We start from the raw sequence: 21990 nt of genomic DNA, 5'->3' as shown, positions 1-21990 counted from the left end.
GATGCAGTCTGCAGCTATTAGAGGCACGTAGGAACAATTGTCCTCAAATGTGCTCTGACCCCGAATTTTCCGAAAAATGTGCTCTGACCCCGAATTTATTTGCGCACTTCGCCGTGGCCGAATACCACGTATTTCAGCGACGTGAGGCCTTCCAGCCCAACGGGGCCGCGCGCATGCAGTTTGTCGTTCGAGATGCCGATCTCCGCGCCCAGGCCGTATTCGAAGCCGTCCGCAAAGCGCGTCGACGCGTTGATCATCACGGAGGCCGAATCGACTTCGCGCAGGAAGCGCATCGCGTCCGTGTAATCCTCGGTGACGATGGCGTCCGTGTGCTTCGAGGAATACGTGTTGATATGCTCGATGGCCGCGTCGATGCCGTCCACGATCTTCACCGCAAGGATCGGCGCCAGGTATTCCGTGCTCCAGTCCTCTTCCGTCGCGGGCGTCAGATGCGGATAGCCCTGCAGGATCGCCAGCGCTTCCGGATCCGCGCGCAACTCCACTTCCTTGGTGGCGTACAGCTCGGCCAGTTGCGGCAGCACGGCCGGGGCGATCGCGCGGGCGACGAGCAGCGTCTCCATCGTGTTGCACGTGCCGTAGCGGTGCGTCTTCGCGTTCATCGCGATCGGCAGCGCCTTGGCGATGTCCGCCTTGGCGTCGATGTAGACGTGGCAGATGCCGTCCAGGTGCTTGATCATCGGGACGGTGGATTCCTTCATCAGCCGCGCGATGAGGCCCTTGCCGCCGCGCGGGACGATCACGTCCACGAATTCCGGCATCGTGATGAGGGCACCGACGGCGGCGCGGTCCGTCGTCTCGACGACCTGCACGCCGTGTTCCGGCAGGCCGGCGCCGCGCAGGCCTTCGGCGACGAGGGCCGCGAGCGCGCGGTTGCAGTGGATGGCTTCCGAGCCGCCGCGCAGGATGGCGGCGTTGCCGCTCTTGATGCACAGGCCGGCCGCGTCGACCGTCACGTTCGGACGCGCTTCGTAGATGATGCCGATTGAGCCCAGCGGCACGCGCATGCGGCCCACCTGGATGCCTGTCGGGCGGAATTTCAGGTCGGTGATCTCGCCGATCGGGTCGGGCAGCGCGACGATCTGGCGCAGGCCGTCGACCATCGTGGCGATCGCCTTGTCGGACAGCGCGAGGCGGTCCAGCAGCGCCGGTTCCAGGCCGGCGGCGGCCGCCGCTTCCATGTCGCGCGCGTTGGCGGCACGCAGCTGGTCGGCGTCGCGCTCGATGGCGGCGGCGATCAGCAGCAAGGCCTGGTTGCGGGTGGCGCTGTCCGCGCGCGCCATGCCGCGCGACGCCGCGCGTGCCTGGCGGCCCATTGTGTGCATGGTCTCGGTGATATCCATCGTGCTTCTTCCTGTGATTTCGTTATGTCGACGCGACTTTCAACGCCAGCTGCAGCATCGCATCCCACGCATCGCCCGCGAACTGCTTCGCGCGCAGGCCCTTGACCATCCTGTCGACCTGCGCCGCCTGCTGCAGCGCCGCTTCCAGCGTCGGCAGGGAGATCCGGCGCAGCGCCGGTTCCATCATGCGCTCGCGCGGGCCCCAGATGCGGTATTCCTTCAGCAGGGCGCCCAGCGGGCGTCCCTGCGCCATCCCTGCCTTTAATTTTAGCAGCGTACGGATTTCTTCGGAGACGGCCCACAACACCAGCGGCAGCGCCTCGCCCTCGCCTTTCAGGCCTTCCAGCATGCGCACGAGGCGCGCCGGGTCGCCGGCCAGCATCGCTTCCGACAGTTTGAAGACGTCGTAGCGCGCCACGTTCAGGACGGCGTCATGCACCTGCTCGTACGTCAGCCTGCCCGGTTCGTACAGCAGGCCGAGCTTCTGGATTTCCTGGTGCGCCGCCAGCAAATTGCCCTCGACGCGGTCGGCGATGAAGTCCAGGCTCTGGCGGTCCGCGCTCTGGTTCTGCGCGGCCAGACGTGTGCCGATCCAGCCCGGCAGCTGCGCGCGTTCCACGTTCGGGATCTCGACGTAGACCGCCGCCTGCTGCAGCGCCGCCACCCACGACGCCTTGGCCGTCTGCCAGTCCAGCTTCGGCAGGGTGACCAGGGTGAGGTTGTCGGGATTCAGGTCTTTCGCATAGTTCTGCAGGGCCGCGCTGCCGTCCTTGCCGGGCTTGCCGCCGGGGATGCGCAGCTCGATCAGCTTCTTGTCGCCGAACAGCGACATGGCCTGGTTGGCGGCCAGCAGCTCGCCCCATTTGAAGTTGCGCTCGACCGTGAGCACGTCGCGCTCGGAATACCCTTGCGCGCGCGCGGCACGGCGGATCTTGTCCGCCGCTTCCAGCGCGAGCAGGTGCTCGTCGCTGGTGATCACGTACAGGGGCGCGAGCCCCTTGGCGAGGTGCCCGTCGAGCGCCTCAGGCCGCAACTGCATGGTGGTCCTTTTTAATCAAGTCGCTGGTTTGATCGACGCGAGGCGGCGGATGATCTGCTGCACGAGGTCCGCCTGCATGTCGCGGTACAGCAGCGCTTCTTCCGATTCCTTGGCCAGCACCTGGGTCTCGTCGAACGCCATGTTCCGGCGCAGCGAGATCTGCGTGGGCGGCACCAGTTCCGCGCCCTTCGCGTCGCGCACGGTGAACGACATCGTGTACGTCAGCAGGTATTCGCGCACGCGGCCCAGGCTGTTCAGCGACAGGATGGACTTGTTGCGCGACTCGCCCAGCAGCACGAACTGCGCCTCGGCATCCGCCGCCTTGTCCGCGATGACCACCTGGTCCGTCGCGCGCAGGTTGCGCTTGAGCTCCGTGCCCAGCGCGGACGTGTCCGGGAAGCCGAGATAGATGCTGTGGAACGGCATCGTGTAGCTGCCGTTCGAACCGCGCAGCTGGAAGCCGCAGCCTGCGATGGCGGATGCCACCAGCAGGGCCGCGGCCGCGCGCACCGCCAACTTCCGGGTCAGGGCGCGCATGGCTTACACCACGATGTTGATCAGTTTGCCGGGGACGACGATGACCTTCTTCGGCGTGCCTTCGACGAACTTCTGCGCGGCTTCCGACGCCAGCGCGGCGGCTTCGATGGCGGCCTTGTCGGCCTCCTTCGGCACCTTCACCGATCCGCGCAGCTTGCCGTTCACCTGGATCATCAGCTCGATCTCGGCCTGCTCCAGCGCGGCCGGATCCACTTCCGGCCAGGCCACGTTCAGGATGTCGCCGTACTTGCCGGCGTAGCCGAGTTCCTGCCACAGCGCGTGCGTGATGTGCGGCGCGACCGGGTTCAGCATGCGCAGGAAGATCGACAGGCCTTCCGTGATCACGGCGTCGCTCGCAGCACCCTCGGCCAGCTTGGCCGACTCCAGCGTATTGAGCATCTTCATGCAGGCCGAGACGACCGTGTTGTACTGGATGCGCTTGAAGTCGTAGTCGGCCTGCTGCAGCACCTTGTGCACTTCGCGGCGCAACGTCTTCTGGTCTTCATCGAGCGTGCCTTGCTGCTGGGCGGCCAGTGCGGCGGCCACGCTCTGCTGCTTCGCATGACCGAACGCCCAGACGCGGCGCAGGAAGCGGCTCGCGCCTTCAACGCCCGACTCCGACCACTCGAGCGTCTGCTCCGGCGGCGCGGCGAACATCGTGAACAGGCGGGCCGTGTCGGCGCCGTACTGCTCGATCTGCGCCTGCGGGTCGATGCCGTTGTTCTTCGACTTCGACATCTTCTCGGTACCGCCGATGACGACCGGCTGGCCGTCGTCCTTCAGCACCGCCGATTGCGGACGGCCGCGGTCGTCGAACGTGAGGCTGACGTCGGCCGGGTTGTACCACGTCTTCTTGCCCGACGCGTCTTCGCGATAATAGGTCTCGTTCAGCACCATGCCCTGGGTGAGCAGGTTGACGAACGGCTCGTCGAATTTCACGAGGCCGAAGTCGCGCATGACCTTCGTCCAGAAGCGCGCGTACAGCAGGTGCAGCACGGCGTGTTCGATGCCGCCGATGTACTGGTCCATCGGCATCCAGTAATCGTTGCGGGCCGGGTCGACCATCGCGTCGTTCGAACCCGGCGACGTATAGCGCATGTAGTACCACGACGAGTCGATGAACGTGTCCATCGTGTCCGTCTCGCGGCGTGCCGGCGCGCCGCAGCACGGGCAGTCGACCTTGAGGAACGCCTCGTGTTTCTTCAGCGGGTTGCCGGAACCGTCCGGGACGCAGTCTTCCGGCAGCACGACCGGCAGGTCCTTCTCGGGGACCGGCACCGTGCCGCACTTCTCGCAGTGGATCATCGGGATCGGCGTGCCCCAGTAGCGCTGGCGCGAGATGCCCCAGTCGCGCAGGCGGAACGTGACCTTCTTGTCGCCCAGCTCCAGGTTCGCGAGATCGCCCGCGACGGCGTTGACGGCCGACGTGTAATCGAGGCCGTCGTACTTGCCCGAATTGATGACGACGCCCTTTTCTTTATCGCCGTACCACTCCTGCCAGCCGTCCAGCGAGAACGTCTCGCCTTCGACCGCCACCACCTGCTTGATCGGCAGGTCGTATTTTTTCGCGAAGCCGAAGTCGCGCTCGTCGTGGGCCGGCACGCCCATCACGGCGCCGTCGCCGTACGTGATCAGCACGTAGTTGCCGACCCAGACCGGCACCTGCTCGCCGGAGATCGGGTGCGTGACGAACAGGCCCGTGGGCATGCCCTTCTTTTCCATCGTCGCCATGTCGGCTTCGATGACGGAACCCTGCTTGCACTCGGCGATGAATGCCTGCAGTTCCGGATTGTCCTTGGCCGCGTGCTGGGCCAGTGCGTGTTCCGGCGCGACGGCGCAGAAGGTCACGCCCATGATCGTGTCGGCACGCGTCGTGAAGACGTACAGCTTGCCCTCGTTGATGAGCTCACCCTGCTCGTCCATGATCACGTGCGGGAACGCGAAGCGCACGCCCGTCGACTTGCCGATCCAGTTGGCCTGCATGATGCGCACGCGTTCCGGCCAGCCCGGCAGCTTGTTCTCGACGTGGTCCAGCAGTTCGTCGGCGTAGTCCGTGATGCGCACGTAGTACATCGGGATCTCGCGCTTTTCCACGACCGCGCCCGAGCGCCAGCCCTTGCCGTCGATGACCTGCTCGTTCGCGAGCACGGTCTGGTCGACCGGATCCCAGTTCACGGTGCCGGTCTTCTGGTAGATGATGCCCTTCTCGAGCATCTTGAGGAACATCCACTGGTTCCACTTGTAGTAGTCCGGCTTGCACGCGGTCATTTCACGCGACCAGTCGATCGCGAGACCCATCGACTCCATCTGGCCGCGCATGTGGGCGATGTTCGAATAGGTCCACTGGGCCGGCGGCACGTTGTTCGCCATCGCCGCGTTCTCGGCGGGCATGCCGAAGGCGTCCCAGCCCATCGGCATCAGCACGTTGTAGCCGTTCATCCGCAGGTAGCGGTACATCACGTCATTGATCGTATAGTTGCGCACGTGACCCATGTGCAGCTTGCCCGACGGATAGGGCAGCATCGAGCAGGCGTAATACTTGCCTTTCGGGAAACGCGGGTCGTTCTCGACGGCTTTATACGCGTCGATCGACTTCCAGTAGGCCTGCGCGGCCTGTTCGACTTCGGCTGGACTATATTTTTCTTGCATGATGTTCTGCGGACTGAAGGAGGTGAGCAGAACATTATATCGTGTCACATGACAAGCGACCTACCGCAGTTCGAGCTCAAGCGCCGCCTTCTCGCCGTAGTCCTCGTAGCGCTCGTTGATGCCGATGATGCAAAAGGCCATCTCTTCCAGCACGTCCGGCGCCCGTTCGCGCAGGGCCTCCGAGTGCGTCACGACGATGTGCAGCACCTCGTCCTTCTTCAGGCGGACGCTGCTCATGCCGTCCTCGTCGCGCAGGTAGCTCAGGCAATCGACCCAGGAATCCATCGTGTGCGCGTACGAATCGGGGAAGCCGAACGCACGCTGGCTCTCGACGTGGAAGCTTTCCGCATCGGTGATCGCGGCGCCGTTGAGCTCGACGGTGGCCATGGAAATCTCCTTCATTCGCGTCGTTCCCGCGGAAGCGGGAATGACGGTAGTTATACGATGACGGGTTGGTAGCCAGTATGCCAGCAGATCGCCAGCCAGGCCGTCCAGTTCGGATCAGGCCTTGAGACCCAGCACGTCCTGCATGTCGTACAGCCCCGTTGCCTTGTCGGCAATATACCGCGCGGCGCGCAGGGAGCCCTGGGCGTAGCTGACGCGGCTGCTCGATTTGTGGCTGATCTCGATGCGCTCGCCGATGCCGGCGAACAGGACGGTGTGGTCGCCCACGATGTCGCCGCCGCGCACGGTGGCGAAGCCGATCGTCGACGGGTCGCGCTCGCCCGTCACGCCTTCGCGGCCGTAGACGGCACATTCCTTCAGGTCGCGGCCCAGCGCGTCGGCGATCACTTCGCCCATCTTGAGCGCGGTGCCGGACGGGGCGTCGACCTTGTGGCGGTGGTGGGCCTCGATGATCTCGATGTCATAGCCCTCGGAGAAATTCTTGGCAGCCATTTCCAGCAGCTTCAGCGTGACGTTCACGCCGATGCTCATGTTCGGGGCGAAGACGATCGCGGTCTTCTCGGCGGCGGCGCGGATGGCGGCCTTGCCGGCGTCATCGAAACCGGTGGTGCCGATGATCATCTTGATGCCGTGCGCGGCGCAGTATTCCAGGTGCTGCAGCGTGCCTTCCGGGCGCGTGAAATCGATCAGGAAGTCGGCGTCCGCCAGGCCCTTGGCCAGGTCGGACTGGATCACGACGCCGGTCAGCTGGCCGGAAAACGCGCCGGCGTCCGAATTGATGAACGGGTTGCCTTCGCGGTCGAGGGCGCCGGCGAGGACGGCGTCCGGCGCGGCGGCGATGGCTTCGATCAGCATGCGGCCCATGCGGCCGCTGGCGCCGGCAACGGCGATTTTCAGTTGGGTCATTATTGTCCTCCGCCGCCTTTCGCAGCCTCGTCGCGCTTGCGCTTGAGCTCGTCCAGCGATTCCTGCTCGGTCTTGGTTTCGTATTTCGAGATGCCGATCAGGCGATTGATGTATTCGCGTTCCGTCGGCAGGTTGCCGCCGTCGAAGTGGTCGACCTTGTCGTCCTTGAAATAGACGGTGACGCGGCTGGTGGTCAGCTCGCCGTTACCGCGCGCAAGGTAGAACGGGTAATCCCAGCGGTCCTTGTGGAAGGCGTCTTGCAGCAGCGGGCTGCCGAGGATGAATCTCACCTGGTCGCGGGTCTGGCCGACCTTCAGCTGGTTCAGCATTTCCTGCGACACGAAATTGCCCTGCTGGATGTCCGGCCGGTACGGCGAGAAAATCCACAGGAATTTCTGCAGCTTGGTGACGGTCGTCGTCTGCGCGCCCGAATTCGCGATTGCCGCCGATTTGCCGGCATCGGCGGCGACCGCGTCGGGGGCGGTGCTCACCGGCGCCGCCGGCTTGGTCTGGTTACGCCAGGCCGCGCAGCCGGACAGCGCCAGCGTCATGCAGGCGAGGCCGGCCACGAGCGCTGCCCGTGCGTGGGAACGATGGAAAACGGCTTTAGTGCGCATATCTGACCTTAAAATCGATGAGGCGGGAGCTTGTAAAACGCTATATCATAAAGCACTCCGCCCATATCCGAGTAACAAAACATGAGCAACAATCCAACCGACCTGAAAGCCAGCGGCCTGAAAGCGACCTTGCCTCGGCTAAAAATCCTGGAAATTTTCCAGAACAGCGCGGTGCGGCACCTGACGGCGGAAGACGTCTACAAGACCCTGCTGAACGAAAACATGGACGTGGGCCTGGCGACCGTCTACCGGGTGCTGACCCAGTTCGAACAGGCCGGCCTCCTGAACCGCAATCACTTTGAAACCGGCAAGGCGATCTACGAGCTGAACGCCGGCTCGCACCACGACCACCTCGTGTGTCTCGACTGCGGCCACGTGGAAGAGTTCTACGACGACGAGATCGAAAGCCGCCAGCAGAAGATCGCCAGCGAACGCGGCTTCAAGATCGCCGAGCACGCCCTGGCCATCTACGGCCACTGCCAGAAGACGGATTGCCCGCACCGGCACTGACCGCCTGCCGCTCCGCTCAGGAGTGGCTCAGCGCATTCGACAGCAGCTTGGCCGTGATGTCGACGATCGGGATCACGCGCTCATAGGCCATGCGCGTGGGCCCGATGACGCCGAGGGTGCCGACGATCTTGCCATTCACTTCGTACGGCGCGGTGACGACGCTCATCTCGTCCATCGGCACGAGCTTCGATTCGCCGCCGATGAAGATCTGCACGCCCCCGGCCTTGCTCGACACGTCGAGCAGCTGCATGAGGCCCGTCTTCTGCTCGAACATCTCGAACATTTGGCGTAGCGAGCTCATGTTGGACGACAGGTCGGCCACCGAGAGCAGGTTGCGTTCGCCCGCGATGATCATGTCGTCCGTCTCGGCCAGCGCTTCGCTGCCCGCCTCCACCGCGGCCTGCATCAGGCGGCCCATGTCGTCGCGCAGCTGGCGCAATTCTCCCGTCAGGCGCGCGCGCACCTGGTCGAACGACAGGCCGGCGAAATGCTGGTTCAGGTAATTCGCGGACTGGATCAGCTGAGACGGCGAATAATCCACGTCGGTCAGCAGCAGGCGGTTCTGCACGTCGCCGCGCGGGTCGACGATGACGAGCAGGATGCGCTTTTCCGACAGGCGCAGGAATTCGATCTGCTGGAACGCCGATTCGCGCCGCGGGCTCTGCACGACGCCGGCGAACTGCGACAGCGACGACAGCATTTGCGCCGCGTTCGCGATCACCTTCTGCGGCTGGTGCGCGGGCAGGCGCATGCCGGCTTCGACCGCGTTCTCGTCGATCTGCTGCACGGTGAGCAGCGTGTCGACGAACAGGCGGTAGCCGCGCGGCGTGGGAATGCGGCCGGCCGACGTGTGCGGACTGGCGACGTAGCCCATTTCCTCGAGGTCGGCCATGATGTTGCGGATCGTGGCCGGAGAAAGGTCGAGGCCGGAGATCTTCGACAGCGCGCGCGAACCGACCGGCTGGCCGTCGGCGATGTAGCGCTCGACCAGGGCTTTCAACAGGGTTTGTGCACGGTTATCGAGTTGCATGGTCTAGCCAGGATTTCGTTTCATTTATGTCATTATGCACGTTCGATGCGCGCTTGTGCTTTATCCGCGCTGTTGTTCGTGTTCGCGCGTGAGCCAGTCCAGCAACTCGTCGAAGTCGCTTACGATCGCATCCGGCACGACTTCGTGCTCCATGTGCTTCGTCGAACCCGTGCGGTTCATCCACACGGCGCGCAGGCCGGCGCGCTGGGCGCCCCGCACGTCGAGCAGCACGTCGTCGCCGACGTAGACCGCATCCTCGGGTGCCACGCCCAGTTCCTCGCAGGCGGCCAGGAAGATCGCCGCATCCGGCTTGGCGACGCCGAACGCCGACGCCGCCACCGACACCTTGAAATGGTGCGACAGGCCGATCGTGCGCAGGTCGGCGTTGCCGTTCGAGATCGACCCGATCAGCACGCGGTTCTTCAGTTTCAGCAGGCCCGGCAGCACGTCGTCGTACGGGATCACGGCATTGCGCGCGGCGAAGAACTGCGCCATCGCGTGCTCGACCTTGGCGGCATCCTCGCCGGCCTGCTGGAAGGCCTCGACGAGGCCGGCATGGCGCAGCTTGCCGAGGTCGAGCTGGAATTCGGGCTTCCTCGCCAGCAGCTCCAGGCGCGCCTGGCGCAGGGTGTCGATGGTGAAGCGCTCGGCCACGCGCGGCGCGTGCTCGCGCAGCCACGCGAACAGCTTCTCTTCGGCCTGCAGGATCACGGGGGCGATGGGCCACAGCGTGTCGTCGAGGTCGAACAGGATGGCTTTGGGCCAGGCGCGGCGCGTGTTCATGGTCGGGATTGCGGCTCCGGAAACGAAGCTTGGAGAGTGGAAAGGAGCGGTCCAAGCATAACGAGGGCAGCGCTGAAAAGCAATGGCGCCCCGGACACGGGCTCATGGTTACACCGTGATACAAAGCCAAATAGGGCCGCAGCTTGCCAAATGCACTAAAATGATGGGCATTTTTCTATTCAGCCGTACCGGCGCAGCGTCCGCGCGCCACCCATTCCACTGTGGAGATTTTATGAAGAGCTCGATCCTGCGTGCCGGCGTTGTAGCGCTGGCATGCGCGCTGGGCCTGTCCGCCTGCGGCGGCGGGAGCGGCGACCTGTACCTGACCGGCGCGGTCTATAACGTCACCAAGGACGGTCTGGTGCTGACGAATAACGGCGAAGACCTGGCCGTGACGACGCCCTACACCTCGTTCCAGTTCAACAACCGCATCTCGACCGACGACCAGTTCAACATCACGGTCAAGAGCGTCCCGTCGAACGTCGAGAAGATCTCGGATTGCATCGTCACCAACGGCAAGGCGCGCGCCAACTACTACACGATCGCACAGATCCGCGTGGACTGCGCGATCCGCCAGCGTAAATTGACCGCAAGCATCGTCAACCTGACGACCAGCGGCCTCGTGATCATCAATGGCGCCGACCGCAAGGAAGTCGCGGCGGGCACCGCAACCGTGCCGATGGCACCCGTGAACGAAGACGGCGCGTACGGCGTCACCGTCCTGCAGCAGCCGGCCGGCCAGACCTGCACCGTCAGCGGCGGCGGCAACGGCAAGGGTGCGGGCACCATGGGCGCGACCGAAGACACGACCGTCACCGTCACCTGCGCTTAAATCTGGAATCTGGAGAGACCCACATGAAGTTTTCCCTCGCGCGTCCGGCCTTCGCCCTCGCGATCCTGGCCACGCTGGCCGCCTGCGGCGGTGGCGGCAAGGCCACGTTCCCGATCAACGTCACGGTCTCCGGCCTGCAATACCCGGGCCTGGTCCTGAGCACGAACGGCCAGGACCTGCCCATCAATCCGCCGGCCACGGCCGGCCAGGACGTCACGGCCGTCTTCCCGAACCAGATCGAATACGGCCAGATCTATGAAGTGATCCCGAAAGGCGCGGTCGTCACCAATCACACCCCGGTAGGCGGCACCCAGCCGAAACACCAGCAATGCGCGGCATCGCCATACCTGCCGTACGGCACGGCCGGCCAACTGGCCAGGATCGACATCCGCTTCGTCTGCGCCATCAACGCCTACCCGCTCGGCGGCACGGTCAAGGGCCTGACCGGTACCGGCCTCGTCCTGGCAAACGGCAGCACGACGGGTACCATCGGCGTCAGCCCCGCGCTGGACGCCAACCAGAAGCCGACCGGCGCGGACGTGGCCCTCATCATGAACTCGGTTCCGTACAACACGACTTATGGCGTGACCGTCCTGACCCAGCCCACCAGCCCGGCCCAGACCTGCACCGTTACCGGCGGCGCGAACGGCTTCGGCGGCGGCACGATGGACGATGCGGCGGAAGCGGCAGGCGGCGTGGGCAACTTGGTCGTGACCTGCGTCAATAACTGAGCCCAGAGAGAATGGATGAGATATCGCAAATTCTTATAACGAATATGCGAAACAAAAATTGGACTGATATGCTGTAGCGCAGCATAATTGCACCTGTCTCCTCCAACTCTCCTCAGAAAGAATTGGATTTAAGCCCGCCTCAACAGCGGGCTTTTTTTTCGCCCATACGGCAACAAGCGTCCCTGCGGCGGCATGCCGTCGCGGCTGGTCGAGGTCTGCGGGGTGCCGGCGGAGGTGCCGGTGTTGTCTGGTGCGATCGGCCTCTGGGGCCGGGGCCGAACGGCGCTCTCGAGCTGCGCGTTCTGCGTCATCACTGCCGGGCGGCAGCTGCTTCCACTACGGGTGTTACGGGCGCTTCGCGGTCACCTTGACGACGGCCATCTGCTGACCTTCGATCGTTACCTGCGCATCGTAGCGCTCGTGTTTGGCGACGCTGGCGGCGTGCGCGGCGCCCGTCACACCCACGAGGACGGCGGCTGCGAGGAAGATGGCTTCCATGTTTTTCAGGATGTTCATTTGGGCTCTCCTTGACGTGTTCAGATGGCGGCTTTGCCGACGGCGGCGAGGCGTTTCGCGGTCACTTTGACGACGGCCATCTGCTGGCCTTCGATCGTCACCTGCGCGTCGTAGCGGGCGTGCTTGGCGATGCTGGCGGCGTGTGCGGCGCTCGTCACACCCACGAGGACGGCGGCTGCGAGGAAGATGGCTTCCATGTGTTTGAGGACGTTCATTTTGGCTCTCCTTGTGTGTTTGTTTCGTCGATGGTGTCACTGTAGGCGACCGCCCCCTTCCCTTCCACCGGCGTGCGACGAAACGCAAAAAACACGGGATGGAAGGATCAAAAGCGCGCCCAAAAAGCGGATGGTGCGTTGCCGCATGAGCAGCCGACGCATGAGAACGCTCAACAGCCGGGCCGGATTCGCTGGCGATACTTCTCGAGGGCACAAAGGGGGCGACATGGATCGGCAAAGCATCCTGGAACTCGAGGCAAACGGGGCGGCTACGCCCCTGGCGACGGTGCGGGCCTGGAATGCGCTGGCACTCGGAACGATCGGCACCGTGGCACTCGCACATGAGCCCGCGCGTGCGCTCGCCCTCGTGCATACCTGCATGTACAACGCGTGGGCGGCGTACGACGATCACGCCCGCCAGACCGCGCATGGCGTGGCCGTGCGCCTGCCGCGGGCCGAACGCGACGCCGCCAGCCAGGCCGCCGCGATGGGTCATGCGGCCCATGCCGTCCTCGCCGGCCTGGACGCCCGGTCTGGCGCGGATGCGGGCACGGATGCCGGTCTGTTCACGCCCGAGGGCATCGGGCGCATGCAGGCGGCCGCGCTGCTCGACGTCCGCCACCGCGACCAGCCGTTCGCGCTGATGCCGGCCGAGGTCCGCCCGGCCGCCGCCGCACGGCCGCTGGCGCTCGTCGCGGTGTGGTGCGACGTGGCGCAGCGCGTGTCCCTTCGCGCCGGGCATGACGACGACCGCGACGTGCTGCTGTTCTTCGTGCTGGCCAATGCGCTGGCCGACGCGGACCACGCCGCGCGCGACGGCGTGTGCGCCGCGTTTGCCGCCGCCGAGGCGCTGCGCCGCTTCACGGGCAGCGACATCCTGGACGACGCCACATTCACGGACCTGGCGGCGCAGGCGGGACCGGGGGCCGGTCAGGACGTGGGAAGAAAGATCGGCGCGCGCGTGTTCGACAAGGCGCGCCGGTACTGGCAAGGGGATATGTAACGTCTTACTGGCGCGACGCGGTACCGGATGCCTGGCTCGCGCTCGTGCCCGAGCCGCCCGCGCTGCCCGCCGCTGAACCGCTCGCGCTGCCTTCGACGGCCACGCTGCCACTCATGGACGATGCCGTGTCGCGAACCGAGCCGACGACACCGCGGGCGGTGCCTGCCGCGCCACGGGCCGCGCCGGCGGCACCGCCGAGTGCCCCAGTGACGGCACGACCATCCACGCTGGCCGAGCCGGATCCCTCTGCGCGGGCTGCGCTTCCGGCGCTCGCATTTCCTGCCAGGCTGCCGGCGCCCGCCAGCAGGCCCGGTCGCTGCGCGGGTGCGCTCTCGGCTGCCGGCTGGGGCGTGGCGCGGCGCGCGCGGCCAGCCGTCTCGTCGCGCAGCGTGCCGCCCATCGTGTGCACGCGGCCCATGTCGTTCATGCCGCTCATCCCGCTGAGGCCGCCCATGGAACCGCCCAGCGAGCCGCCCAATGAGCCGCCGAGCCGGCCGCCGAGCAGCTGCGCGTGGGCCTGGGTGGCCAGACCGAGGGCGAGGACGAGGGTGATGTACTTGGCTTTCATGACTGTTCTCCTTGTGATGGGGCGGTGTCTCTCACCGCCGATACAAGGAAAACGGCTGGGTTCGCCGTTTTCTTCCATCCCTTCAAAAAAATTTTTCAGCGCAGGTCCGCCGGGTCCGTACGCAGGTTGGCGCCGACGATGCCGTACCCGGTCTCGCCGTTCGCGACGGCGCCGCCGGCCTCGCGCGCGAGCGCGTCCACGGCGCGCGCGGCGCCGGTCGGGTCCGGCCGGGGCAGCCGCTGCGCCAGCAGGGCCGCGACGATGGGCGCCGCGAACGACGTGCCGCGCACCTGGCGGTACGGCGGCGTGCCCGGCGCGGCGCTGACCATCTGGCTGCCCGGGGCGGCGAATTTCACTTGCGGCCCGCGTGCCGCTTCCGGCAGCGGCCGGCCGCGCCGGTCGACGCCCGTCACGCCGACGACGCCGGGATAACTGGCCGGATACAGCGGCGGTGCCGCCGGCCCGTCGTTGCCGACGGCGGCCACGAGCAGGTGTCCCCGCGCCTGCATCGCCGCGACGGCCCGCGCCAGCAACGCATTGGCCGGGCCGACGAGGCTGATGTTGACGACGCCGACCTGCTGCTGGTCGAGCCAGCCCAGCGCGGCGGCGATGCGGTCGGCCGCGCCGCCCACCGGGCTGCCGCAATACACGTCGGCCGCGTACAGGCGCGCGCCCGGCGCCGCGCCGCGCAGGTAGTCGGAACGCCCGACCATCAGCGCCGCCACCGCCGTGCCGTGCGGCGCGGGAATCACCTGGCCGCCGCAGCCCCAGCGCGTGATCGCGGCATCCTCGAACACGGGGTGGTCGCCATCGACGCCGCTGTCGACGAGACCGATGCGCACGGCGGCCCCCTCCCCGGCGCGCACGCCGCCCGCCGCCCCGCTGCCCGTGTAGACATGATTGAAATCGTAGCTGCCGGCGGGATCGATGGCGCGCAGGCGTTCGACCATGGCCGCGGTCGACGCACCGGCCGGCAGGCGCAGCACCACCATGCGTTCGCCCAGCCCGGGCAGCACCTCGTCGCGCACGACCGCCGCGCCCGCGTCGCGCGCCGCCTGCAAGGCCGCCTCGGACGGCGCCCCCGCCAACACCTCGCCGCGCAATGCCGGCTCGCCGCGCGGGTCGGCCTCCAACTGGTCCGGATGGTCGCGCAGCAGGCGCCGGACGGTGTCGAGGCGCAGGTTGCCGAGATCCGGCAGCGGCGCGCGGTCGAGCAACCGGTCGACCGGGCGGCGCACGCCGTCCAACCCCAGCGGGCCGATGCGGCTGGGCAGCGGCAGCGAGGGCAGGCCCAGCTGCGCGTGCGCGGAGGCCGTGCCGCACAGCAGTGCCAGGGCCACAAGAGCACGCATATTTACGAAGAGACTCATGAATGGATCATATATGATTGGCTGAATACCCCAATAACGAACGGCACCGGGAAGAAAATCCCTGCCCGGATCGTTTATCTCATAGAGACCATGCTTGCCGACGACATTGCCGCCCTGCTGCCCCGCATGCGCCGCTTCGCGCGGGCACTGACCTTTCATCGCGAAGACGCGGACGACCTCGTCCAGATCGCGATGGAGCGCGCGCTCGGCCGCAGCGAGCAGTGGGAACCGGGCACGCGGCTCGACAGCTGGCTGTTCCGGATCATCAAGAACGCGTGGATCGACGAAGTGCGCAGCCGGACGCGGCGCGCCGAGTTGTTCGCGCCCGAGGAGGAAGGCGAACACGTGGGCGACGACACGGCGCAGGCGCACCAGCAGCGGCTCGCGCTGCAGAAGGCGATCAGCCTGCTGTCCGAGGAACACCGGCTCGTCGTCGGCCTCGTGCTTGTCGACGGCCTGCCGTACAAGGAAGCGGCCGACGTGCTCGAGATCCCCGTCGGGACGCTCACGAGCCGCCTCGCACGCGCCCGCGACGCCCTGCAGCAACTGCTGGCCGACCCAACACGAAGGACACCATGACGTATTCCGACGACACCCTGATGGCCTATGCCGACGGCGAGCTCGAAGCCGCCGAACGGGCCGCCATCGAACAGGCGATGCGCACCGATCCCGCCATCGCCGCCGCCGTGGAGCGCCACCGCGCCCTGCGCGCGGACGTGGCCGCCGCGTTTGCCGGCATCCTCGACGAACCCGTGCCAGCGCGGCTGCGGCCGCCGGCACCCGTCGTATCTCTGGCTGTGGAGCGCGACAAGCGGCGGCGCTGGTCGTGGCCGGAATGGGGCGCGCTGGCGGCCACGCTCGTCGTCGGCGTCCTGGCCGGCCGGATGATCCCTGGCGGCGGCGGTCCGGCCATCGCCGGCAACGGCAACCAGGTGTTGGCGCAGGGAGAACTCGCGGCCGCGCTGGACCGCCAGGTCGGCGGCAAGGCGGAGGGCGCGGTGAAAGTGGGCGTCAGCTTCGCCGCCCGCGACGGCGCCTATTGCCGCGGCTTCGTCATGGGCGCGTCGGCCGGCCTCGCGTGCCGGGAAGGCGGACAGTGGAAGATTCCCGTGCTGGCCGAGGCGGAGAAGGAAGCGGCGGGCGGCTACCGCCAGGCCGGCAGCGCGTTGCCGCCGGCCGTGCTGGACGCGATCGACGCGCGCATCGCGGACAGGCCGCTCGACGCGGCGGGCGAGGAAGCGGCGCGGGCGCGCGCGTGGCAGCCCGCGCGTTGATCAGCCTTGCGGCTTGAGGATGTTGGCCAGCGCCACGTACTGCTCGAGCCCCACGGCCTCCGGACGCGCGCCCGGATCGATGCCGGCGTCGACGAGCTGCTGTTCGGTGAACATGCCGGCCACGCAGTTGCGGATCACCTTGCGGCGCTGCGAGAACGCCTTCTGCACGACGGCGCCGAGCGTGGCCGCGTCGGCCGGCAGCTGGCGCCGCGTCGGCACCATGCGCACGATGGCGGAATCGACTTGCGGCGGCGGATCGAATGCCGTCGGCGGCACGACGAACAGCATGGCCATGTCGTAGCGCCACTGCAGCATCACGGACAGGCGGCTGTAGGCTTTCGTGCCCGGCTCCGCCACCATGCGCTCGACGACTTCCTTCTGCAGCATGAAGTGCTGGTCCTCGACGAGGTGGGCGTATTCGGCCAGGTGGAACAGCAGCGGGCTGGAAATGTTGTACGGCAGGTTGCCCACCACGCGCAGCTTCTTGCCTTCGGGGACGGGGATGCCGCCGAAATCGAACTTCAGCGCGTCGCCCGAATGGATGGTCAGCCGTTCGCGCGGGTACGCTTTTTCCAGGCGCGCGACGAGGTCGCGGTCCAGTTCGACCACGTGCATGTGGTCGAGCTCCTTGAGCAGCAGCGCCGTCATCGCGGCCAGGCCCGGGCCGATTTCGACCATGGTGTCGCCGCGGCGGGGGTTAATGCCTTCGATGATGTCGTGAAGGACGTGGTCGTCGGTCAGGAAGTTCTGGCCGAAGCGCTTGCGGGCTACGTGTTTCATTGTCTTATGCGGGTTGTTGCTGTTGCGCGCGCACCATCGAAACGGCGACGCGGATCGCCTCTTCCATGCTGCCGCAATCGGCCTCGCCCAGGCCTGTGGCGGCCAGGTCGAGCGCCGTGCCGTGGTCGACGGACGTGCGGATCAGCGGCAGGCCGAGGGTGATGTTGACGCCGCGGCCGAACGTCGCGTGCTTGAGTACGGGCAGGCCCTGGTCGTGGTACATGGCCAGTACCGCGTCGGCGTCCCGCAGGTACTTCGGCTGGAACAGCGTGTCGGCCGGATACGGGCCGCGCGCGTCGATGCCGCGTGCGCGCGCATCGTCCAGCACGGGCGTGATCACGGCTATCTCTTCGCGGCCCAGGTAGCCGTTTTCGCCCGCATGCGGGTTCAGGCCCGTCACGAGGATGCGCGGCGCCGCGATGCCGAACTTGCGCACGAGGTCCGCGTGCAGGATGTCCAGCACCTGCGTGAGGCTGTCCTTCGTGATGGCGCCCGGCACGTCTTTCAAAGGCAGGTGGGTCGTGGCCAGCGCCACGCGCAGGTACGGTTGATCGGCGCCCGGCGAGCCGGCCAGCATCATGACGACCTTGGGCGTCTCCGTCTTCTCGGCCAGGTATTCCGTGTGGCCGGAAAACGCGACGCCCGCATCGTTGATGGTGCTTTTCTGCAGCGGCGCCGTGACGATGGCGTCCCACCAGCCGGCCTGCGTGCCCTCGATCGCGAGATCGAGCGTGGCCAGCACGGCGCGGCCGTTGGCGACGTCCAGCTTGCCCGGGACGACGTGCGCGTCGAGCGGCACGTCGACGACGGGGATGATGTCCGGGCCGAAGTGCGGCAGGCCGCTGTGGCGCAGCGCCAGCGTGGAGATCGCGGACAGGCGGATGGCCGGGTCGATCAGGCTCGCCGTGAGGGACAGGAAGGCGGCATCGCCCACGAGCACGCAGCGCGCGTCGGCGCGCAGCGCCCACGCGGCCCGGATCGAGATCTCCGGACCGATGCCGGCCGGCTCGCCGACCGTGATCGCCAGCGTGGGACGTGGGCGCGAGGTTGGCGCGAGCCGTAGGCTCGATGTCATTATTTGTCCTCGCGGAACTCGACGTAGGCGCGGTCGCGGACCTGGCGGCTCCAGTCTTCCAGCGCTTCCTGGCGCTTGCGGTCGGTGAGGACCTGGCGCGCGGCCGCGCGTTCCTTCTCCTTCGACACGTCTTCCGACTTGCGCTCGACGACCTGGATCAGGTGCAGGCCGAACGGGGTCTTGATGACGCCAGATACCTCGCCCGGCTTCAGGGCGTTCATCGGGTTCTCGAATTCCGGCAGCGCGTCGCCCGGGAACAGCCAGCCCAGATCGCCGCCCTTCGAGGCCGAACCGTCGTTCGAGTACTGGCGCGCCATGTCTTCGAAGGTCGCCTGCTTGCTGTCGATCTTCTGCTTGATCTCGGTGAGCTTCTTGCGGGCGTCGTCCTCGCTCTGCGTCGGCGTGATCTTCAGCAGGATGTGGCGCGCGTGCGTCTGCTGCACGACGGCCTGGTCGGCCTTCTGCGCATCCGCCAGCTTGCGCTGGTCGACGAGCTTGATGATGTGGAAGCCGACGTTCGTGCGGATCACCGGCGTCACCTGGCCCGGCTTCAGCTTGTGCAGCTCGCTCGCGAAGATCGGAGGCAGGCGGTCCGGGTCGCGCCAGCCGACGGAACCGCCTTTCAGCGCGTCCGGCGAATCGGAATACGTCGCGGCCATCTTGGCGAAGTCGGCGCCCGTGCGCAGCTGGCGCGCCACTTCGTCGGCGCGCGCCTTGCGGGCGGCGATCTGTTCAGGCGACGCGTTTTCCGGGATGCGCACGAGGATCTGCGAGATGTCCATCTCCACGCGGTCGGCGGCGGCGGCCTTCTCGGCGGCCATGTACGTGTCGATCTCGGCGTCGGTCACCTGGATCTTGCTGTCGACTTCGTGCTCGATCAGGCGCTGCATCATGATCTCGTTGCGGATCTGCTCGCGGAACTGGGAGAACGGCAGGCCGTCCTTCTCCATCGCGTTGCGCATGTCCTGCACGGTCATCTTCTGGTTTTCGGCGATGCGGCCGATGGCGCGGTCGAGCGTCGTGTCGTCGACGCGCACGCCCATTTCCTTGGCCAGCTGGAGCTGGGCGCGCTCGGTGATCATGGCCTCGACGACCTGGCGGCGCAGGTCTTCCTCGGCCGGCATCTGGGCGCCCTGCGCCTTCAGGCGCTGCGCGATCTCGGCCATGCGCTGGTCGACTTCGCGCTTGGTGATGACTTCGTCGTTGACGATCACGTACACGGAATCGATGACGTGGGCGTTGCTGGACGCCGGCGGCAGGAAGCCGGTGCCTGGCTTCGTCGACGGTGCGGCGGCGGGAGCAGCCGATTTGGCAGTAGATGCGGCCTGGGCCAGGACATCGCCGGTGGCGAGGGCGCACAGCAGCACCGCCGCGAGCTTGAGCTGGTGCGGGCGGAGCGGAGACAGACGGGTAGTACGCATATTCAGGAAAGCACTCATTTCAGGTATCTAGTTGTCCATGGCCCGGTCAGGGGCGGCCGACGTTGGTGTTCAGCCGGGTGTAGCCGGGAATGCTCTTGTTGAAAGTCTCCAGCGGATTACCGAAGCCCAGGTGCGACAGGCCGTTCAGTTCGAGCTGGAAGAAGCTCGTCGTCGAGACGTTCTGCGCGGCGGTCACGAAGCGCTGTGCGCCCATGCGGAACACCCAGCAATCCGCCTTGTACTCGAGCCCGACGAGGCTCTCGAGCAGCTTGCGGTCGCGCACCGAGTAGCTGACCCGGGTCACACCATACCACCGCTGCGACAGCGGCCACTGGCCCGAGACGTCGGCGTTGCGGAAGCCGTTGGCGATGCCGAAGGTGTCGCGCTGGTAGCGGTATTCGACGTTCAACACCTTCATCGGGGCCGGCTGCCACTGCACCCCGACATTCGAGCTGTACAGGCTGCGCGCCTGTGCATCGTATTGTACGCCGCTGTCGAAGGTCCACGATTCCGAAATGCGGCCCGACGCCGCGACCAGCGCGTCCGAGCGGGTCTGATTGCTTTGCTCGTTCGAGTTCAGGCGCACGCGCGGATCGGTGAAGTAATAGCGGCTGCCGACCGCGAGACGCAGGCGCTCGGCGCCGTTGGACTCGATGAAGCGCGACACGATCGCCGCCGTCAGCTGGTTCGCATCCGACACCTTGTCGGCGCCGACGAAGCGGTTTTCCGTGAACAGCTGGGCGTAGTTGAAACCGGCGACGCCCGTGTCGAAGTTCGGGATGTCGTCCTGGTTCTTGTACGGCGTGCGCACGTAGAACAGGCGCGGCTCCAGCGTCTGCGTGCCGTCCGGCCCGAACAGCGACGTCTTGCGCTCGAACACGAGGCCGCTGTCCAGCGAGAACGTGGGCAGCACGCGCGAGATCTTGTCGTCGGCGCCGACTGCGTTATGCGTCAGGTTGTACTGCGTCGCGTGCAGCATCAGCTTGGGCGTGACGAACCAGCCCGGATGCACCCACGGATAGCTTACCTGCGCCACCATGTTGGCGCGGTCGCCCTGCACCTGCTTGTCGTCCGGGTGCGTGAAGCGCGTCGCTTCCGCGTCCACCGCCCAGTCGAAGCCGCCCAGCACGTCGTAGCGGCCGGCGTGGAAGTTAATCGTCGGCAGGCGGTTGTACGGCGTGGCCACGGTCAGGTCCGGATTCGCGACGGCGCCCGGATCCTGCAGCACCTGGTAGCTCTGCACGCGCGCCGTCAGGTTCCAGTACTGGCCGTAGTAGTCCGTGCGCAGTTCGCGCAGCAGCTGGCGCTCGGCACTGGCCGCAACGGTGCGCGAGAAGTCGGACGGGTATTCGTTGTCGGACGCCGCGTGCGCGTTCCAGCCGAACGTCCAGTTGGAGTCCAGGTACTGGTTGTGCAGCGTGTCGACCCACCAGCGATTACGGTGCGCCAGGCGGTCGTTCGCGAGGTATTCGACGTGCGTCTCGCCGTGGTACGGACCGCGGTCGGTCTCGCCCATGTAGCGCCCCGTCGCGCCCAGTTGCAGGCCGCGCGCGAAGATGTAGCGCGGGAACAGCGTCAGGTCGCGGTTGGGCGCGATGTTGACGTAATACGGCACCATCAGCTCGGCCGAACCCTTGGAGCCGACGCCGATCGTCGGCGGCAGCCAGCCGGAGCGGCGCGCGCCCGACAGCGAGAACGACAGCGCCGGCGTGCCGATGATGGGCACGTCCTTGAAATAGATGATCGTCTTGCCGGCCGTGCCGACGTCGCGGCCCTGGTCCAGGCGCAGCGTGCTGGATTTAAGATACCAGTCCGGATCGGGGCCTTCGCACGTGCTGTACGTGCCGTCGACGACGACGGCCTGGTCCTCGCCCAGGAAGTTGATGCGCTGCGCCTTGCCCTGCGCATTGTTCATCACCAGCCGATATTCGGGATGCAGCACCCAGCCTTTACCCGTTTCCAGGTTCAGCTGCAGGGCGTCGCCCTTGTAGCGGTCGCCGAAGCGCCACATCGTGATGTGGCCCTCGGCCGTGACCTCGTCCTCGACGCGGCGGTAGCACGCCGTGTCCGCCGTGACGCCGGTGGCGCCGCGCGTGATCTCGACGTTGCGCTCCATGTTCAGGATGCGGTCCGGGCGGCCGCTGAACGACTCGGCGCGCATCGTGATCGGCAGGTCCTGCTCGTCGGTGCGGGGGGCAGCCGGTGTCGCCGTTTGCGCATACAGCGGTCCCGCGGCCACGGCCACGAGGGCGGACACAGCGGCGGCAGTTCGCCGCCGCGGGAATGGTAGGGCCGTCATCCAGCTCATGAAAGGTCGCGTTGCACCATGGAGGGCGATTGTTTGGATTGAATCCCTTATTATAGGGGA

The 21990-nt window shown here is 66.7% G+C and carries 23 protein-coding genes; 6 read left to right on the top strand and 17 right to left on the bottom strand.

Going from position 1 to position 21990, the window contains the following annotated elements; all coding sequences use genetic code 11:
- Positions 1–95 precede the first annotated feature (95 nt).
- The 7 genes from ASD28_RS03385 to ASD28_RS03355 all read right to left on the bottom strand — a co-directional run bounded on the left by ASD28_RS03385 (position 96) and on the right by ASD28_RS03355 (position 7514).
- Positions 96–1361: a glutamate-5-semialdehyde dehydrogenase gene (locus tag ASD28_RS03385; protein WP_056124001.1), complete on the bottom strand. Its 1266-nt coding sequence runs from the start codon at positions 1359–1361 to the stop codon at positions 96–98.
- A gap of 22 nt (positions 1362–1383) precedes the next feature.
- Positions 1384–2400, bottom strand: coding sequence for a DNA polymerase III subunit delta (gene holA / locus ASD28_RS03380; RefSeq protein ID WP_056123998.1), 1017 nt, complete (start codon positions 2398–2400; stop codon positions 1384–1386).
- Positions 2401–2415: 15 nt separating this feature from the next.
- Complete coding sequence (lptE, locus tag ASD28_RS03375; RefSeq protein ID WP_056123993.1) at positions 2416–2937, bottom strand: LPS assembly lipoprotein LptE; 522 nt, start codon at positions 2935–2937, stop codon at positions 2416–2418.
- A gap of 3 nt (positions 2938–2940) precedes the next feature.
- On the bottom strand, positions 2941–5586 hold the full coding sequence (gene leuS / locus ASD28_RS03370) for a leucine--tRNA ligase (protein WP_056123991.1): 2646 nt from the start codon (positions 5584–5586) through the stop codon (positions 2941–2943).
- Between the two features lie 60 nt (positions 5587–5646).
- Complete coding sequence (locus ASD28_RS03365; protein ID WP_056123988.1) at positions 5647–5973, bottom strand: barstar family protein; 327 nt, start codon at positions 5971–5973, stop codon at positions 5647–5649.
- A gap of 114 nt (positions 5974–6087) precedes the next feature.
- Complete coding sequence (gene dapB, locus ASD28_RS03360; RefSeq protein ID WP_056123985.1) at positions 6088–6897, bottom strand: 4-hydroxy-tetrahydrodipicolinate reductase; 810 nt, start codon at positions 6895–6897, stop codon at positions 6088–6090.
- Positions 6897–7514: an outer membrane protein assembly factor BamE gene (locus ASD28_RS03355; protein ID WP_082577466.1), complete on the bottom strand. Its 618-nt coding sequence runs from the start codon at positions 7512–7514 to the stop codon at positions 6897–6899. Before ASD28_RS03355 ends, dapB begins: the two co-directional genes overlap by 1 nt.
- Before the next feature lie 81 nt (positions 7515–7595).
- Here ASD28_RS03355 and fur point away from each other — a divergent pair, with 81 nt between their 5' ends.
- A complete protein-coding gene (gene fur / locus ASD28_RS03350; RefSeq protein WP_036234473.1) occupies positions 7596–8024 on the top strand; it encodes a ferric iron uptake transcriptional regulator in 429 nt (142 codons plus the stop codon).
- A 16-nt stretch (positions 8025–8040) separates the two neighbouring features.
- Here fur and hrcA read toward each other — a convergent pair whose 3' ends face one another.
- Both hrcA and ASD28_RS03340 read right to left on the bottom strand, forming a co-directional pair.
- The gene (gene hrcA, locus ASD28_RS03345; RefSeq protein WP_056123982.1) at positions 8041–9054 is read right to left on the bottom strand and encodes a heat-inducible transcriptional repressor HrcA; all 1014 of its coding nucleotides are present in this window, start codon (positions 9052–9054) and stop codon (positions 8041–8043) included.
- A gap of 60 nt (positions 9055–9114) precedes the next feature.
- Complete coding sequence (locus ASD28_RS03340; RefSeq protein WP_056123979.1) at positions 9115–9837, bottom strand: HAD family hydrolase; 723 nt, start codon at positions 9835–9837, stop codon at positions 9115–9117.
- Between the two features lie 232 nt (positions 9838–10069).
- Between ASD28_RS03340 and ASD28_RS03335 the strand changes: the two genes are divergently transcribed.
- Positions 10070–10669, top strand: a complete 600-nt coding sequence (locus ASD28_RS03335) for a hypothetical protein (protein ID WP_056123977.1) — start codon at positions 10070–10072, stop codon at positions 10667–10669.
- Between the two features lie 23 nt (positions 10670–10692).
- Positions 10693–11400: a hypothetical protein gene (locus tag ASD28_RS03330; RefSeq protein WP_056123975.1), complete on the top strand. Its 708-nt coding sequence runs from the start codon at positions 10693–10695 to the stop codon at positions 11398–11400.
- 345 nt (positions 11401–11745) lie between these two features.
- Here ASD28_RS03330 and ASD28_RS32385 read toward each other — a convergent pair whose 3' ends face one another.
- Both ASD28_RS32385 and ASD28_RS03325 read right to left on the bottom strand, forming a co-directional pair.
- Positions 11746–11916, bottom strand: coding sequence for a hypothetical protein (locus tag ASD28_RS32385; protein ID WP_200951814.1), 171 nt, complete (start codon positions 11914–11916; stop codon positions 11746–11748).
- A gap of 20 nt (positions 11917–11936) precedes the next feature.
- On the bottom strand, positions 11937–12131 hold the full coding sequence (locus ASD28_RS03325) for a hypothetical protein (RefSeq protein WP_056123971.1): 195 nt from the start codon (positions 12129–12131) through the stop codon (positions 11937–11939).
- A 226-nt stretch (positions 12132–12357) separates the two neighbouring features.
- Between ASD28_RS03325 and ASD28_RS03320 the strand changes: the two genes are divergently transcribed.
- On the top strand, positions 12358–13134 hold the full coding sequence (locus ASD28_RS03320) for a hypothetical protein (protein WP_056123967.1): 777 nt from the start codon (positions 12358–12360) through the stop codon (positions 13132–13134).
- A 4-nt stretch (positions 13135–13138) separates the two neighbouring features.
- Here the strand turns inward: ASD28_RS03320 and ASD28_RS03315 are convergent, their stop codons facing one another.
- Positions 13139–13702 carry a hypothetical protein gene (locus ASD28_RS03315; RefSeq protein ID WP_056123964.1) on the bottom strand — a complete coding sequence of 188 codons (564 nt, stop codon included), beginning with the start codon at positions 13700–13702 and terminating at the stop codon, positions 13139–13141.
- A 95-nt stretch (positions 13703–13797) separates the two neighbouring features.
- Entirely contained in the window at positions 13798–15072 is a 1275-nt protein-coding gene (locus tag ASD28_RS03310; protein WP_229412204.1) for a S8 family serine peptidase, read from the bottom strand.
- 90 nt (positions 15073–15162) lie between these two features.
- On the opposite strand from ASD28_RS03310, the gene ASD28_RS03305 reads away from it, so the two are divergent.
- Both ASD28_RS03305 and ASD28_RS03300 read left to right on the top strand, forming a co-directional pair.
- The gene (locus ASD28_RS03305) at positions 15163–15651 is read left to right on the top strand and encodes an RNA polymerase sigma factor (protein WP_056123962.1); all 489 of its coding nucleotides are present in this window, start codon (positions 15163–15165) and stop codon (positions 15649–15651) included.
- The gene (locus ASD28_RS03300; protein ID WP_056123958.1) at positions 15648–16346 is read left to right on the top strand and encodes an anti-sigma factor; all 699 of its coding nucleotides are present in this window, start codon (positions 15648–15650) and stop codon (positions 16344–16346) included. The genes ASD28_RS03305 and ASD28_RS03300 overlap by 4 nt, the downstream gene beginning before the upstream one ends.
- On the opposite strand, the gene rsmA is transcribed toward ASD28_RS03300, so the two are convergent.
- The 4 genes from rsmA to ASD28_RS03280 are packed head-to-tail and all read right to left on the bottom strand — an operon-like array spanning position 16347 to position 21930.
- Entirely contained in the window at positions 16347–17126 is a 780-nt protein-coding gene (rsmA, locus tag ASD28_RS03295) for a 16S rRNA (adenine(1518)-N(6)/adenine(1519)-N(6))-dimethyltransferase RsmA (protein ID WP_056123955.1), read from the bottom strand.
- A 4-nt stretch (positions 17127–17130) separates the two neighbouring features.
- Entirely contained in the window at positions 17131–18201 is a 1071-nt protein-coding gene (pdxA, locus tag ASD28_RS03290) for a 4-hydroxythreonine-4-phosphate dehydrogenase PdxA (protein WP_056123952.1), read from the bottom strand.
- Positions 18201–19622 (bottom strand): peptidylprolyl isomerase, encoded by a 1422-nt coding sequence (locus ASD28_RS03285; RefSeq protein WP_056123948.1) that lies wholly within the window; start codon positions 19620–19622, stop codon positions 18201–18203. Before ASD28_RS03285 ends, pdxA begins: the two co-directional genes overlap by 1 nt.
- A gap of 46 nt (positions 19623–19668) precedes the next feature.
- Positions 19669–21930 carry an LPS-assembly protein LptD gene (locus ASD28_RS03280; RefSeq protein WP_056123946.1) on the bottom strand — a complete coding sequence of 754 codons (2262 nt, stop codon included), beginning with the start codon at positions 21928–21930 and terminating at the stop codon, positions 19669–19671.
- Positions 21931–21990 lie beyond the last annotated feature (60 nt).

The organism is Massilia sp. Root133 (genome assembly GCF_001426525.1).
Taxonomy (GTDB): domain Bacteria; phylum Pseudomonadota; class Gammaproteobacteria; order Burkholderiales; family Burkholderiaceae_D; genus Telluria; species Telluria orientalis.
This window is presented reverse-complemented; position numbering and strand designations above follow the sequence as displayed.

Bases quoted from the DNA above. Each gene is read 5' to 3' on its own strand.
- ASD28_RS03300 (WP_056123958.1), top strand. From the start codon at position 15,648: ATGACGTATTCCGACGACACCCTGATGGCCTATGCCGACGGCGAGCTC.
- ASD28_RS03385 (WP_056124001.1), bottom strand. From the start codon at position 1,361: ATGGATATCACCGAGACCATGCACACAATGGGCCGCCAGGCACGCGCG.
- pdxA (WP_056123952.1), bottom strand. From the start codon at position 18,201: ATGACATCGAGCCTACGGCTCGCGCCAACCTCGCGCCCACGTCCCACG.
- ASD28_RS03330 (WP_056123975.1), top strand. From the start codon at position 10,693: ATGAAGTTTTCCCTCGCGCGTCCGGCCTTCGCCCTCGCGATCCTGGCC.
- leuS (WP_056123991.1), bottom strand. From the start codon at position 5,586: ATGCAAGAAAAATATAGTCCAGCCGAAGTCGAACAGGCCGCGCAGGCC.
- ASD28_RS03285 (WP_056123948.1), bottom strand. From the start codon at position 19,622: ATGCGTACTACCCGTCTGTCTCCGCTCCGCCCGCACCAGCTCAAGCTC.
- holA (WP_056123998.1), bottom strand. From the start codon at position 2,400: ATGCAGTTGCGGCCTGAGGCGCTCGACGGGCACCTCGCCAAGGGGCTC.
- dapB (WP_056123985.1), bottom strand. From the start codon at position 6,897: ATGACCCAACTGAAAATCGCCGTTGCCGGCGCCAGCGGCCGCATGGGC.
- ASD28_RS03365 (WP_056123988.1), bottom strand. From the start codon at position 5,973: ATGGCCACCGTCGAGCTCAACGGCGCCGCGATCACCGATGCGGAAAGC.
- ASD28_RS03320 (WP_056123967.1), top strand. From the start codon at position 12,358: ATGGATCGGCAAAGCATCCTGGAACTCGAGGCAAACGGGGCGGCTACG.
- ASD28_RS03280 (WP_056123946.1), bottom strand. From the start codon at position 21,930: ATGAGCTGGATGACGGCCCTACCATTCCCGCGGCGGCGAACTGCCGCC.
- lptE (WP_056123993.1), bottom strand. From the start codon at position 2,937: ATGCGCGCCCTGACCCGGAAGTTGGCGGTGCGCGCGGCCGCGGCCCTG.
- ASD28_RS03355 (WP_082577466.1), bottom strand. From the start codon at position 7,514: ATGCGCACTAAAGCCGTTTTCCATCGTTCCCACGCACGGGCAGCGCTC.
- ASD28_RS03310 (WP_229412204.1), bottom strand. From the start codon at position 15,072: ATGAGTCTCTTCGTAAATATGCGTGCTCTTGTGGCCCTGGCACTGCTG.
- ASD28_RS32385 (WP_200951814.1), bottom strand. From the start codon at position 11,916: ATGAACATCCTGAAAAACATGGAAGCCATCTTCCTCGCAGCCGCCGTC.
- ASD28_RS03340 (WP_056123979.1), bottom strand. From the start codon at position 9,837: ATGAACACGCGCCGCGCCTGGCCCAAAGCCATCCTGTTCGACCTCGAC.
- fur (WP_036234473.1), top strand. From the start codon at position 7,596: ATGAGCAACAATCCAACCGACCTGAAAGCCAGCGGCCTGAAAGCGACC.
- rsmA (WP_056123955.1), bottom strand. From the start codon at position 17,126: ATGAAACACGTAGCCCGCAAGCGCTTCGGCCAGAACTTCCTGACCGAC.
- ASD28_RS03315 (WP_056123964.1), bottom strand. From the start codon at position 13,702: ATGAAAGCCAAGTACATCACCCTCGTCCTCGCCCTCGGTCTGGCCACC.
- ASD28_RS03325 (WP_056123971.1), bottom strand. From the start codon at position 12,131: ATGAACGTCCTCAAACACATGGAAGCCATCTTCCTCGCAGCCGCCGTC.
- ASD28_RS03305 (WP_056123962.1), top strand. From the start codon at position 15,163: ATGCTTGCCGACGACATTGCCGCCCTGCTGCCCCGCATGCGCCGCTTC.
- hrcA (WP_056123982.1), bottom strand. From the start codon at position 9,054: ATGCAACTCGATAACCGTGCACAAACCCTGTTGAAAGCCCTGGTCGAG.
- ASD28_RS03335 (WP_056123977.1), top strand. From the start codon at position 10,070: ATGAAGAGCTCGATCCTGCGTGCCGGCGTTGTAGCGCTGGCATGCGCG.